The sequence below is a fragment of the Clostridium thermobutyricum genome, assembly GCF_000371465.1.
GTDB classification, from domain to species: domain Bacteria; phylum Bacillota; class Clostridia; order Clostridiales; family Clostridiaceae; genus Clostridium; species Clostridium thermobutyricum.
The window spans coordinates 2,785,769-2,798,600 of sequence record NZ_KB850956.1 but is presented as its reverse complement, the minus strand read 5'-3'; the positions used below and the strand labels follow the sequence as shown (position 1 = coordinate 2,798,600).

Genomic DNA, 12,832 nt, shown 5'->3' with positions numbered 1-12,832 from the left:
AACTAATATCAATTTTACAGAAATATACTTAATAAGTCAAAATAATAAATATAGTAAATAAAGCAAAAAAAAGAAAGCCTTTAATGGCTTTCTTTTTACGTATTATTTTAATGCAACCACTACTTTTCTATAAGGATCTTCTCCCTCACTATAAGTTGAAATTTTACTTTCATTTTGAAGCGCTGCATGTATTATTCTTCTTTCATAAGGATTCATAGGTTCAAGCTTAAATGGTTTTCCAGTTTTAATAACTTTTCTTGCTGTTTTTAAAGCAACTCTTTTAAGAGTTTCTTCTCTTTTTGCTCTATAATTTTCTGTATCTAAAATAACTTTTTTATAGTTTATCTCATGATCTTTATTTACAACTAATGATATAAGATACTGTATTGAATCCAGAGTCTCTCCTCTATATCCAATTATCGTTCCCATTTTAGGTCCTGATACATCAATTTTTACAGTATCATTTTCTTCTGAAATATCAACAGTCCCTTTAACATTCATATGTTTTAAAAGATTTTGAGTAAATATTTTAGCTTCACGTATATAATCATATTTTAATGTTACTTTTATTTTTGCAGGCTTACTACCTATAATACTTAAAAATCCTTTTGAACCTTCATCAATAACATCTATAATAACTCTTTCCTTAGATACATTAAGCTCATTTAACGCTTTTTCTAAAGCTTCATCTACTGTTTTCCCTGTTGTTTCAATAAATTTCATTTGCCCTAGACACCTACTCTCACTTATTATAAATTAAGAATTATTTTTTCTTCTTTTTCTTTTTATTGTTAGCCTCATCAATACTTTCTAAAAGACCAAATTTATCTTTTGAAGCATCTTTTTGTTTTTCTTCAATTGCTTGAGCAGTTTTTTGCTTTTGAAGTGGTCTAACATTTAAGAAATAAGTTTGAATTAATTGATATACTCCACTTACTACCCAGTAAATAACTAATAATGATTGGAATCTTAATGAAATGAATCCCATCATTACAGCCATCCCAATATTCATTGGCATCATATTCATACCTGAAGCATCACCAGCAGGATTTGATTTAGTCATCATGTATGATGGAATAAAAGTAAATATTGCTGATAATATAGGTAAAATATATAAAGGATCATGCCCATTTAAGTTTGGTATCCATAAGAAGCTCACACCATTAATTTGTGAAGATATTGATGGATTTGAAAATGTCCAATATAAAGCCATTAATATAGGAAGTGGAATTAACATTGGTAAACATCCACCAGTCATACTGATGTTATTTTCCTTATAAATTTTCATAACTTCCATATTTGCTTTTTGAGGGTCCCCTTTATATTTTTCTTGAACCTTCTTTATCATAGGTTGAAATTCTTGCATTTTTCTTGTTGACTTAACCGATTTAATACTAAATGGTAAAACAAGTGTTTTTATAATAACAGTTAAAATTATAACTGCTAGCACGTAACCAAGTCCTTTATCTGTAACACCTAAAGATACTATAAAGTTATGTATTGCATCAAATATTGCTACAAATACATTGATTACTGGCTGAATAAAATTTTGCATCTAAAACTATCCTCCCATATCTTATTTAACAGGATCATAACCACCCTTGCTAAAAGGATTACAACGTAATATTCTCCAAATAGCCATAAGACTTCCTTTTATTGCACCATGCTTTTCTACAGCTTGAAGTGCATATTCTGAACAAGTTGGTCTATATTTGCAACATGGAGCATACATAGGTGATATCCTTAATCTATAAAATTTAATTAGACATATTATGATTCTCTTCATTTAATAGACCTGCCTTTTTAAACAAATTAAGCATAGCTTTTTCAACCTCATGAAAATTCTTATCCTTTATTTTTGTTCTAGCTACAAAGACGTAGTCATATCCCTTTTTTAAATCTATATTATTTAATCTATAGCTTTCGAATATTAGTCTTTTACTTCTACTTCTTACAACACTATTTCCTACTTTTTTACTAACAGAAATTCCTATCTTATTATAAGGTAGGTTTTCTTTATCTTTATTTCTGTTATTTTTATATCTGTATAACACCAATAAATCATTAGCCAGAGATTTTCCTCTTCTATATACGAGTCTGAATTCATTATTTTTTTTTAATCTATATATCATAGGTAATTCAATACTCCTTTTTTCCTACTATTGTAGAAAAAAGGCCACTAAAATGCGGCCCTTATGCTGTTAATTTTTTTCTACCTTTTTGTCTTCTTGCTTTAAGCACGTTTCTTCCAGATGAAGTTTTCATTCTTTTTCTGAAACCATGCTCTTTTTTTCTTTGTCTTTTTTTAGGTTGGTATGTCATGAACATTTGCACTACACCCCCTTCGAATTTTTATTATAGAAAAATACTTATACTTTTCTTTTTACTTTACCATTATATATACCTCTTACTAATCTGTCAAGAATAAGGATAATTGTTGATAAATAATAAAAAGCTTATTACTTTTTGTGGATAACTTATTGAATCCCTCTATTCACTTATGTTATCATATTAAATATATTGTTGATAACTTGTTATTAATAAGAAGTTATCCACACCTGTTGATAAACTTGTTGATAACTTGTTGCTTTTATATTAATATTTTATGATATTTAGATAAATTATATTGATTTATCCTAGTTTTTGGTATGTTTTTATATGTTTATATCTCATTAACCATTAATTGTGGATAACTTATATACATATTTTATTTCAACATAATTATTAACATGTGGATAAAATTATATTCATAACTTAACTGATTATGTTTATTGTTAATAACTATGTTTATAATATGTTATTAACACAAATTACTATGTAAATTTAAATAAAAAATTTTTTTAAAAATCCGATTGGAGGATAAGAAATGGATTCTGATTTAAAGCAATTATGGGAAAAAACATTAAGTATTATAAAAGGCGAGATGAGTGAAGTAAGCTTCAACACTTGGATAAAAAGTTGTGAGCCTATATCAATGTCTTCAGATACTATAAAAATTAGTGTCCCTAATACCTTTACTCAAGATATACTAGAAAAAAGATATAAAGATTTAGTAGTAAACTCCATCAAAGCTAGTTGTTCTAAGCTTTATAAGATAGAGTTTTTAGTTGCGTCAGAAATTCAAAGTACAGAAGAAACGGTAACTAATCAAAAAATAAAAAAAGAAAAATCAGAAGAAAATCAAAATCCATCTGATGAAATGAGCACTAACTTGAATCCTAAATATACATTTGATTCATTCGTTATAGGTAATAGTAATAGATTTGCTCATGCTGCATCATTAGCTGTTGCAGAAGCTCCGGCTAAAGCATACAACCCTCTATTTATATATGGAGGAGTTGGACTTGGAAAAACTCACTTAATGCATGCAATAGGTCATTATATTTTGCAAAATAACTCAAAATCAAAGGTTGTTTATGTTTCCTCTGAGAAATTCACTAATGAATTAATCAATGCTATTAAAGATGATAAAAATGAAGAATTCAGAAACAAATATAGAAATATAGATGTACTTCTTATAGATGATATTCAATTTATTGCTGGAAAAGAAAGAACTCAAGAAGAATTTTTCCATACTTTTAATGCCTTACATGATGCAAATAAACAAATTATCTTATCATCAGATAGACCACCAAAAGAAATTCCTACATTAGAAGATAGATTACGTTCTAGATTTGAATGGGGATTAATAGCTGATATTCAAGTTCCTGATTTTGAAACTAGAATGGCAATCTTAAAAAAGAAAGCAGACGTAGAAAATTTAAGTGTTGCAAACGAAGTTATGGTTTATATTGCAACTAAAATAAAATCAAATATTAGAGAATTAGAAGGTGCATTAACTAGAATAATTGCATATTCATCTCTAACAAATAGGTCTATAACAGTTGATTTAGCTTCTGAAGCATTAAAAGATATAATTTCTAAAAAACAAGGCAAACATGTAACTATAGAAATTATTCAAGATATAGTAGCAAGCTACTTTAATTTAAGAATAGAAGATTTAAAATCTCAAAGAAGAACTAGAAATGTTTCATATCCTAGACAAATAGCAATGTATTTAAGTAGAAAACTTACTGATATGTCTTTACCAAAGATAGGAGAAGAGTTTGGTGGAAGAGATCATACTACTGTAATTCATGCCTACGAAAAAATTTCTGATAATTTAAATAGAGATGAAAGTCTTCAACATACTATAGAAGAATTAACTAAAAAAATAACTCAAAATTAATCTATCAACATCTGTATATAATTTATGCTTAATAAACTGTGGATAACTCTTACTTAAGATTTGCTTGTTAATAACTGTGGATAAGGTACACAATTAGTTACTTACTTATCCACAATATTTTTTTCTAAATTTCTTAGTATTTTCAATAGCTAGAACCACTTTTCAACAAATCCACAGCCCCTATTACTATTATTACTAGTAAATTATATATACCTACACTAAAAAACACAAAAAAACCTGTGAATAAATAAGGAGGATTTCATAATGATATTTATATGTGAAAAACAAAAATTATTAGAAGGTATTTCAATAGTTCAAAAAGCTATTACAGGAAAAACAACAATGCCTATTTTGGAAGGTATTTACATAAATGCTTCAAACTCAAATATTACTTTAATTGGATCTGATATTGATGTAAGTATAGAAACAAAAGTAGATGCAGATATACTTGAAGAAGGAAAAGTTGTTATCGACGCAAAAATATTTGGAGAGATAATAAGAAAATTACCTAATTCAGATATAAAAATAGAAACATTAGAAAATGATACTATTCAAATAACATGTGAAAAATCAGTATTTAATCTTGGATATATGAAAGCTGATGAATTCCCAGAATTACCTCAGTTAAATCAAGATATGAAAATTGAAGTACCTCAAAACATATTAAAAAATATGATAAAATCTACAACTTTTGCAATAGCTCAAGATGAGACTAGACCTATACTTCAAGGGGTTTTATTTGAAGTAAAAGATAAAAGCTTAAACTTAATTGCACTAGATGGATATAGATTAGCACTAAAGAAGGAATATCTAGATTCAGATATAGATATTGAGGTTGTAATTCCAGGAAAAACATTAAACGAAGTATCAAAAATATTAGAAGATGTAGATCAAAATGTTCAAATAACATTTACTAATAATCATATATTATTTAATTTAGATAAAACTAAAATTATATCAAGATTACTTGAAGGTAAATTTGTAAATTATAGATCTCTTTTACCTCAAGAACATAAAATCTCTATTACTGTTAAAAAACAAGAATTACAAAATGGAATTGAAAGAGCATCTTTAATGGCTAAAGATGGTAACAACAATTTAATAAAATTAGATATCGAAGATGAGGTTATTATTTTAAGTTCTAATTCTCAATTGGGAAAGGTAAGAGAAGAAGTTAATATAAATCTGCAAGGAGATAAAATACAAATTGCATTTAACTCAAGATATTTATTAGATGTTTTAAAATCATTAGATGATGAAGAGGTAATACTAGAAATGACATCAAGTGTTACTCCTTGTATAATAAAAGGAAAAATGGCTGATAATTATAGATACTTAGTATTACCAGTAAGAGTAGTTAGATAAAGGAGGATGAATAAAGGGTGCATAATTATGCAAATTGGAAAATTAAATATGTACTCTTTTATTCTTGAATAATTATGCAAGAAATTAGAATAAACACAGAATATATAAAATTAGATGCTTTTTTAAAGTGGACTGGAGTTGCTTCACTAGGTTCAGAAGCTAAAATTTATATTTTAGAAGAAATGGTTAAAGTTAATGGTGAGATTTGTACACAAAGAGGAAAAAAATTAAGATCAGGAGACATAGTGGAATTTGAAGGTGAAACTTACAAAATTGTTTAAAATACTTTATTGGGAAGATATAAAAAGCTTTTATTCGTCTATTATGATATAATTAAATGGGTGTTTATAAATGTATGTAAAAAAGCTAAAGTTAATAAATTATAGAAATTATGATAATTTAGAAATAAATTTAGGTCCAAACGTAAATGTATTTATGGGAGATAACGCTCAAGGTAAAACAAATGTTTTAGAAGCTATATACTATTGTGCATTTGCAAAATCTCATAGAACATCAAGAGATAGAGAGTTAATCAATTGGAATGGTGATATTGCCTTTATAAGTGTTTCTGTAGGAAGAAATAGATTAGATAAGAAAATTGATATAAATATCTTGAAAGATGGTAAAAAGGTTGTAAAAGTAAATTCTGTAAAAATAAATAAAATAGGTGAACTCTTTGGAACATTCAATGTTGTTATGTTTTCACCAGAAGATTTAAAAATCATAAAAGATTCTCCAGGTATAAGAAGAAAGTTTATAGATATGGAATTGTGCCAACTTGACCATAAATATTATTATAATTTAGTTCAGTACAATAAAGTAATGAATGAAAGAAATATAGTATTAAAAAATAGAGAAATAGATTTAGATATTTTAGATATATATGACATTCAACTTTCTACATTTGGAACTTATATTATTAATAAGAGAATCGAATATTTAAATAAATTAAATACTCATTCTATTGAAATACATAATGATATAACATCAGGGAAAGAAAAAATAGAATTTAAATATATTTCATCTATTAAAAATTATGAAAATGTACAAAATGATTTTTATGAAATTTTGAAAAAAAATAGAAAAAAAGATTTAGAAAAAGGTATAACATGTTATGGTCCTCATAGAGATGATTTTTCTGTTTTAATAAATGATGTTGATACAAAAAGCTTTGGTTCGCAAGGACAACAAAGAACTGCTGTATTAACTATGAAATTTGCATCTTTAAAAATAATAAAAGAGATAACTGGAGAATATCCAGTACTTCTTTTAGATGATGTTTTATCAGAACTTGATTTTAACAGAAAAAGATATGTTCTTAGCTCAATTGGTGAGATACAGACTATTATTACATGTACAGGAATAGAGGATTTAGATGACTATTTAGATAATAATTCTAAATTGTTTAAGGTTAGAGATGGAGTAATTTCGATGTAAAGGAGGATTCTTTATGTTTTTACATTTAGGAGAAAATGTTGTAGTTCCTATAAAAGATGTTATTGGTATTTTTGATTTACAAACAACTATGTATAGTTCGGATACAATACAATTTTTAAGAATGGCAGAAGAAGATGGATTTGTTGAAAGAATAACTGATGATAAACCAAAGTCGTTTGTTATAGCTGAGGTTGATAAGATGAGTAAGATATATTTATCACCAATATCATCATCAACTTTAACTAAAAGAACGGGATTAGATTACAATCCTTAAAAGACTAACATTGCCTTTGATCTAAAGTTAAATTATAAAAAATAGGAGGAATCTATGTTGGAAGGAAATAAGCAAAGTTATGACGAAAGTCAAATACAGGTTCTTGAAGGTTTAGAAGCCGTTAGAAAAAGACCGGGAATGTACATAGGTAGTACTAGTTCTAGAGGACTTCATCACCTAGTATATGAGATCGTTGATAATAGTATTGATGAGGCTTTAGCTGGATACTGCAAAAATATAAATGTATGTATAAACGAAGATAACTCAATAACTGTTGAAGATGATGGAAGAGGTATGCCAGTAGGAATGCACCCTAAAATGCACAAACCAACTGTAGAAGTAATTATGACTGTTCTTCATGCAGGAGGAAAATTTGGAGGCGGCGGATACAAAGTGTCTGGTGGTCTTCATGGAGTTGGGGCTTCTGTTGTTAATGCTTTATCAGAGAAATGTTCTGTAATAGTTAAAAGAGAAGGTGTAATGTGGAAACAATCTTATGAGAGAGGAAATGTTGTTACTCCTTTAGAGAAAATTGGAACAGCTGAAAAAACAGGAACAACAGTTTATTTTAAACCAGATGAAGAAATCTTTGATGAACTTATATATGATTTTGAAATATTATCACAAAGATTAAGAGAACTTGCATTCTTAAATAAAGGAATAAACATAACATTAACAGATAAAAGAAGTGAAAAATCAGAAAATTATTTCTATGAAGGAGGAATAAAATCATTTGTATCTTATCTAAATAGAAATAAGCAAACACTTCATGAAGAACCTATATATGTTGAAGGAAATAAAGAAGGTATCATGGTTGAAGTCGCACTTCAATATCATGATGGATACAATGAGAATTTATTTTCATTTGCTAACAATATAGACACTATAGAAGGTGGAACACACTTAGTTGGATTTAAAACAGCTTTAACTAGAGTATTTAATGATTATGCCAAAAAGTTTGGTCATTTAAAGGAAAATGATAAGAATCTTTCAGGAGATGATATAAGAGAAGGTCTAACAGCTGTAATATCAGTAAAGATAAGTGAACCACAATTTGAAGGGCAAACAAAGACAAAGTTAGGAAATAGTGAAGTTAGAGGTGTTGTTGATTCTATAGTTGGTGAAGGTGTAGGAATATTCCTTGAAGAAAATCCTAATATATCTAAAGCAATAATAGATAAAGCTTTAATGGCAGCAAGAGCAAGAGATGCTGCGAGAAAAGCAAGAGAATTAACAAGAAAATCTGTTTTAGAAAGATCATCTTTACCGGGAAAACTTGCTGATTGTTCATCAAAAGACCCTAAAGAATGTGAAATTTATATAGTAGAAGGAGACTCTGCTGGAGGTTCAGCAAAGCAAGGAAGAGATAGAAAATTCCAAGCTATTTTACCTTTAAGAGGTAAGATAATGAACGTAGAAAAGCAGAGATTAGACAAAATATTAAATTCAGATACCATAAGATCTATGGTTACTGCTTTTGGAGCTGGAATTGGAAAAGATTTTGATATATCAAAGATAAGATATAACAGAATTATAATCATGACAGATGCCGATGTTGATGGAGCTCATATAAGAACTCTATTATTAACATTCTTCTATAGATATATGAGAGAACTTATAGATGGAGGTCATGTTTATATAGCTCAACCACCTTTATACAAGGTAACTAAGAATAAAAAAGATAGATATGCATATTCAGATGAGGAGTTAGATTCTATTTTAGCTGAAATGGGAGGAAAAGATAACTCTACTAATATTCAAAGATACAAAGGTCTTGGAGAAATGAATGCAAATCAATTATGGGATACAACAATGGATCCAGAACAAAGAATTCTATTAAAAGCAACTATAGAAGATGCTATGGCAGCAGATGAAATATTCACTATTCTTATGGGTGAAAAAGTTGAGCCTAGACGAGAATTTATCCAAGAAAATGCTAGTAAAGTAAGTAATCTAGATATTTAGTACTAATTATGAGGTGAAGTACATGAGTTTTAATGAGGGAAAAGTAATACCCGTAGATATAAAAAACGAAATGAAGAAGTGTTACATTGATTATGCCATGAGTGTAATTGTTGGTCGTGCACTTCCAGATGTTAGAGATGGATTAAAACCAGTTCATAGAAGAATATTATTCTCAATGCATGAACTTGGATTAGCACCAGAAAAAGGATACAGAAAATGTGCCAGAATAGTTGGGGAAGTTTTAGGTAAATATCACCCACATGGGGATTCATCAGTTTATGATGCATTAGTAAGAATGGCACAAGATTTCTCAATGAGATATATGCTTGTTGATGGGCATGGAAACTTTGGATCAGTTGATGGTGATAGTGCAGCAGCTATGAGATATACAGAAGCGAAAATGAATAAGATAGCAGCGCAAATGATCAGAGATATTGGTAAAAACACAGTAGATTTTATACCAAACTTTGACGGTGAAGAGAAAGAACCTTCAGTACTACCTTCAAGATTTCCAAACCTTTTAGTCAATGGTTCATCAGGTATAGCAGTTGGTATGGCAACAAATATTCCTCCACACAATTTAGGAGAAATTATTGATGGTACTATAATGCTGATTGATAATCCAGACATATCAATAATTCAATTAATGACAGCTATAAAAGGACCAGATTTTCCAACTGCAGGTATTATAATGGGGCAATCAGGAATAAGATCTGCCTATGAAACTGGAAGAGGTAAAATTGTAGTTAGAGCATTAGCAAATATAGAAGAGGAAAATAATAAACATAGAATTATTGTTAATGAATTACCATATCAGGTTAATAAAGCTAAGCTTATAGAAAGTATTGCAGACTTAGTAAAAGATAAAAAGATAAATGGAATCTCAGATCTAAGAGATGAATCAGATAGAGAGGGTATGAGAATTGTAATAGAGCTTAAAAGAGATGCAAATCCAAATGTAGTTTTAAATCTTTTATATAAACATACAAAGATGCAAGATACTTTTGGAGTAACTATGTTAGCTCTTGTTAATAATGAACCTCAAATTCTTAACTTAAAACAAGTATTAGTTCATTATGTTGATTTCCAAAAAGAAGTTATAACAAGAAGAACTATATTTGAGTTAGATAAAGCGGAAGCTAGAGCTCATATCTTAGAAGGATTAAGAATAGCTTTAGACCATATAGATGAAGTTATTTCTATAATTAGAAATTCAAAAACTTCAGAAATAGCTAAAAATACATTGATTGAAAAATTTAATCTTTCGGATAAGCAAAGTCAAGCTATTCTTGATATGAGATTAAGAAGACTTACAGGTTTAGAAAGAGATAAAATTGAAGATGAGTACAATGAGCTTATGAAAGAGATTGCTTATCTAAAATCAATTTTAGCAAGTGAAGAAAAATTACTTTCAGTAATAAAAGAAGAATTACTAGAAATTAAGGCAAGATACAGTGATGAGAGAAGAACTGCTATTGAATCAAATGCAGATGAGATTGATGTAGAAGATCTTATTCAAGAGCAAGAAATAGTTATAACTCTTACTCATTCAGGATACATTAAGAGAATATCTTCTGATGTTTATTCAGCACAGAAGAGAGGTGGAAAAGGAATTCAAGCTATGTCAACTAAGGAAGATGACTTTGTTGAGCATGCTATGGTTACTTCTACACATTCAGACATACTATTCTTTACAAATAGAGGTAGAGTATATAAATTAAGAGGATACCAAATTCCAGATGCGGGTAGAACAGCAAAAGGTACAAATATAATTAACCTTATTTCTATAGAAGCTGATGAAAAGATAGAGACTGTTCTAACAGTAAATGATATCTATAAAGGTGGATTCTTATTTATGGGAACTAAGAATGGTATAGTTAAAAAGACTAAACTAGAAGAGTTCAAAAACCTTAGAAAGAATGGATTAAATGCTATAACATTAAGAGATGGTGATGAACTTCTTAAAGTTAAAATGACTAAAGGAGATGCAGATATAATAGTTGTTACTCAAAATGGTATGGCAGTTAAGTTTAATGAAACTGATGTTAGACCTATGGGTAGAACTGCATCAGGAGTTAAAGCTATAACTTTAAAAGAAGATGATATTGCTGTTTGTATGGATATAGCTACTCCAGATGAAGAGTTATTAGTTGTAAGTGAAAATGGATATGGTAAGAGAACACCAACATCAGAATATAAGGTACAAAATAGAGGTGGAAAAGGTCTTATCACTTACAAAATTACAGAAAAAACAGGTAAAGTCATAGGCGCAACAGTTTGTAAGAGTGATGATGAGCTTATGCTTATAAACTCAAACGGTATTGCAATAAGAATAAATGTTTCTGATATATCTATTACAGGTAGAGCTGCTATGGGAGTTAAGCTTATGAGAACTCTTGAAGAAGAGCAAGTTGTAACAATAGCTAAAATTACTGGTAATGAAGAATCTGATGAGAAAGAAGAACAAATTTCACTAGAAAATTCACAAATATCAATTAATGAAGAAGACAATGATTCATCAAATAATTCATCTTTAGATGAATTATTAAATAGAGCTATGGATGAAGATACAGAAAAATAAATTTAAAAAGGACCACTGATGAAAATCAAGTGGTCTTTTTTTATAAATAATAAAATTTAAATATAAATAACTTTGTTTTGTGTAAGTATATAAATTTTTAAAGTATCTAAATGTTGGAGAGTGAAAGTAATAGCTTTAATATTGGATATATAAGTATAATCTAAAATTAAGTTTGAGAGCTAATTTAATAGATATAAAGAAAATTATTAATATAAGAAAATAATTTCCATTCTATTAAAAGTTAAATTTTATAATAAAGATTTTTATATACGATAATTGATAAGAGAATTTTTCTTAAACGACAAAAATAAAATTTGATAATAAGATATAGTTAAAGTAATAATTATAACAACTTATATTGATAAAAATTAAATATATTATAGTTTATATAGTATAGAAAAAAGATGTAATTAAAAACTTAAGCTATTAAAAATAGAGCTAAGAAATAATAAAATCTAGATTATAATCAGTTAAAATATAAAAATATAGATAGAAAGAATATAAAAAATTTAAATTATTTACTTATAAAAGTAAACAAATACATATAAATACATTCAACTTGCAATACTCTTTGCCTGGCGTATCTTTATATAAAAAAGATAGATAAAAATAGAAAATAGAAGTAATATTATAATAATTTTAAAAAATGAAACATATTAAATTATATATTATTGTATATCATGATAATATAAATCTCGTCGCTGATGCGAAACACAACAACTCAAAAAAATAAAAAAAGTTTTTAAAAAGTTGTTGACAAGTAATCAAAACAGTGATAACATAAAGAAGTCGATTGAAGGCGATAAGAAAAAATGGTCTTTGAAAATTGAACAGAATAATATATAAGCAAACTTAAACCAGCAATTCTTTTATAAGTAAGTTTTAAGAGCTAAAAGATTAAACTTTTTATTGAGAGTTTGATCCTGGCTCAGGACGAACGCTGGCGGCGTGCCTAACACATGCAAGTCGAGCGATGAAATTT

The 12,832-nt window shown here is 27.9% G+C and carries 12 protein-coding genes; 7 read left to right on the top strand and 5 right to left on the bottom strand.

The genetic code is table 11. The annotated features are described in order from the left end of the window. Nucleotides 1–102 precede the first annotated feature (102 nt). The 5 genes from jag to rpmH all read right to left on the bottom strand — a co-directional run bounded on the left by jag (nucleotide 103) and on the right by rpmH (nucleotide 2,328). Nucleotides 103–723 (bottom strand): RNA-binding cell elongation regulator Jag/EloR, encoded by a 621-nt coding sequence (gene jag / locus HMPREF1092_RS13080; RefSeq protein WP_002599141.1) that lies wholly within the window; start codon nucleotides 721–723, stop codon nucleotides 103–105. Nucleotides 724–763: 40 nt separating this feature from the next. After that, nucleotides 764–1,555, bottom strand: a complete 792-nt coding sequence (yidC, locus tag HMPREF1092_RS13075) for a membrane protein insertase YidC (RefSeq protein ID WP_002599140.1) — start codon at nucleotides 1,553–1,555, stop codon at nucleotides 764–766. 21 nt (nucleotides 1,556–1,576) lie between these two features. Then, nucleotides 1,577–1,786, bottom strand: coding sequence for a membrane protein insertion efficiency factor YidD (gene yidD, locus HMPREF1092_RS13070; RefSeq protein ID WP_040413737.1), 210 nt, complete (start codon nucleotides 1,784–1,786; stop codon nucleotides 1,577–1,579). Then, the gene (gene rnpA / locus HMPREF1092_RS13065) at nucleotides 1,758–2,132 is read right to left on the bottom strand and encodes a ribonuclease P protein component (RefSeq protein WP_002599138.1); all 375 of its coding nucleotides are present in this window, start codon (nucleotides 2,130–2,132) and stop codon (nucleotides 1,758–1,760) included. Before rnpA ends, yidD begins: the two co-directional genes overlap by 29 nt. Before the next feature lie 61 nt (nucleotides 2,133–2,193). Continuing rightward, nucleotides 2,194–2,328, bottom strand: a complete 135-nt coding sequence (gene rpmH, locus HMPREF1092_RS13060) for a 50S ribosomal protein L34 (RefSeq protein ID WP_002599137.1) — start codon at nucleotides 2,326–2,328, stop codon at nucleotides 2,194–2,196. A gap of 538 nt (nucleotides 2,329–2,866) precedes the next feature. On the opposite strand from rpmH, the gene dnaA reads away from it, so the two are divergent. From dnaA to gyrA, 7 genes are all read left to right on the top strand, one after another. Beyond that, on the top strand, nucleotides 2,867–4,228 hold the full coding sequence (dnaA, locus tag HMPREF1092_RS13055; RefSeq protein WP_002599136.1) for a chromosomal replication initiator protein DnaA: 1,362 nt from the start codon (nucleotides 2,867–2,869) through the stop codon (nucleotides 4,226–4,228). 264 nt (nucleotides 4,229–4,492) lie between these two features. Further along, complete coding sequence (gene dnaN / locus HMPREF1092_RS13050) at nucleotides 4,493–5,593, top strand: DNA polymerase III subunit beta (protein ID WP_002599135.1); 1,101 nt, start codon at nucleotides 4,493–4,495, stop codon at nucleotides 5,591–5,593. Between the two features lie 74 nt (nucleotides 5,594–5,667). Continuing rightward, nucleotides 5,668–5,874: a S4 domain-containing protein YaaA gene (gene yaaA / locus HMPREF1092_RS13045; protein WP_002599134.1), complete on the top strand. Its 207-nt coding sequence runs from the start codon at nucleotides 5,668–5,670 to the stop codon at nucleotides 5,872–5,874. A gap of 70 nt (nucleotides 5,875–5,944) precedes the next feature. After that, complete coding sequence (recF, locus tag HMPREF1092_RS13040) at nucleotides 5,945–7,030, top strand: DNA replication/repair protein RecF (protein WP_002599133.1); 1,086 nt, start codon at nucleotides 5,945–5,947, stop codon at nucleotides 7,028–7,030. 13 nt (nucleotides 7,031–7,043) lie between these two features. After that, nucleotides 7,044–7,304 (top strand): extracellular matrix regulator RemB, encoded by a 261-nt coding sequence (gene remB / locus HMPREF1092_RS13035; RefSeq protein ID WP_002599132.1) that lies wholly within the window; start codon nucleotides 7,044–7,046, stop codon nucleotides 7,302–7,304. Between the two features lie 54 nt (nucleotides 7,305–7,358). Beyond that, nucleotides 7,359–9,269 carry a DNA topoisomerase (ATP-hydrolyzing) subunit B gene (gene gyrB, locus HMPREF1092_RS13030; protein ID WP_002599131.1) on the top strand — a complete coding sequence of 637 codons (1,911 nt, stop codon included), beginning with the start codon at nucleotides 7,359–7,361 and terminating at the stop codon, nucleotides 9,267–9,269. A gap of 22 nt (nucleotides 9,270–9,291) precedes the next feature. Continuing rightward, complete coding sequence (gyrA, locus tag HMPREF1092_RS13025) at nucleotides 9,292–11,850, top strand: DNA gyrase subunit A (protein ID WP_002599130.1); 2,559 nt, start codon at nucleotides 9,292–9,294, stop codon at nucleotides 11,848–11,850. Nucleotides 11,851–12,832: the final 982 nt, after the last annotated feature.

Bases quoted from the DNA above. Each gene is read 5' to 3' on its own strand.
- jag (WP_002599141.1), bottom strand. From the start codon at position 723: ATGAAATTTATTGAAACAACAGGGAAAACAGTAGATGAAGCTTTAGAA.
- yidC (WP_002599140.1), bottom strand. From the start codon at position 1,555: ATGCAAAATTTTATTCAGCCAGTAATCAATGTATTTGTAGCAATATTT.
- yidD (WP_040413737.1), bottom strand. From the start codon at position 1,786: ATGAAGAGAATCATAATATGTCTAATTAAATTTTATAGATTAAGGATA.
- rnpA (WP_002599138.1), bottom strand. From the start codon at position 2,132: ATGATATATAGATTAAAAAAAAATAATGAATTCAGACTCGTATATAGA.
- rpmH (WP_002599137.1), bottom strand. From the start codon at position 2,328: ATGTTCATGACATACCAACCTAAAAAAAGACAAAGAAAAAAAGAGCAT.
- dnaA (WP_002599136.1), top strand. From the start codon at position 2,867: ATGGATTCTGATTTAAAGCAATTATGGGAAAAAACATTAAGTATTATA.
- dnaN (WP_002599135.1), top strand. From the start codon at position 4,493: ATGATATTTATATGTGAAAAACAAAAATTATTAGAAGGTATTTCAATA.
- yaaA (WP_002599134.1), top strand. From the start codon at position 5,668: ATGCAAGAAATTAGAATAAACACAGAATATATAAAATTAGATGCTTTT.
- recF (WP_002599133.1), top strand. From the start codon at position 5,945: ATGTATGTAAAAAAGCTAAAGTTAATAAATTATAGAAATTATGATAAT.
- remB (WP_002599132.1), top strand. From the start codon at position 7,044: ATGTTTTTACATTTAGGAGAAAATGTTGTAGTTCCTATAAAAGATGTT.
- gyrB (WP_002599131.1), top strand. From the start codon at position 7,359: ATGTTGGAAGGAAATAAGCAAAGTTATGACGAAAGTCAAATACAGGTT.
- gyrA (WP_002599130.1), top strand. From the start codon at position 9,292: ATGAGTTTTAATGAGGGAAAAGTAATACCCGTAGATATAAAAAACGAA.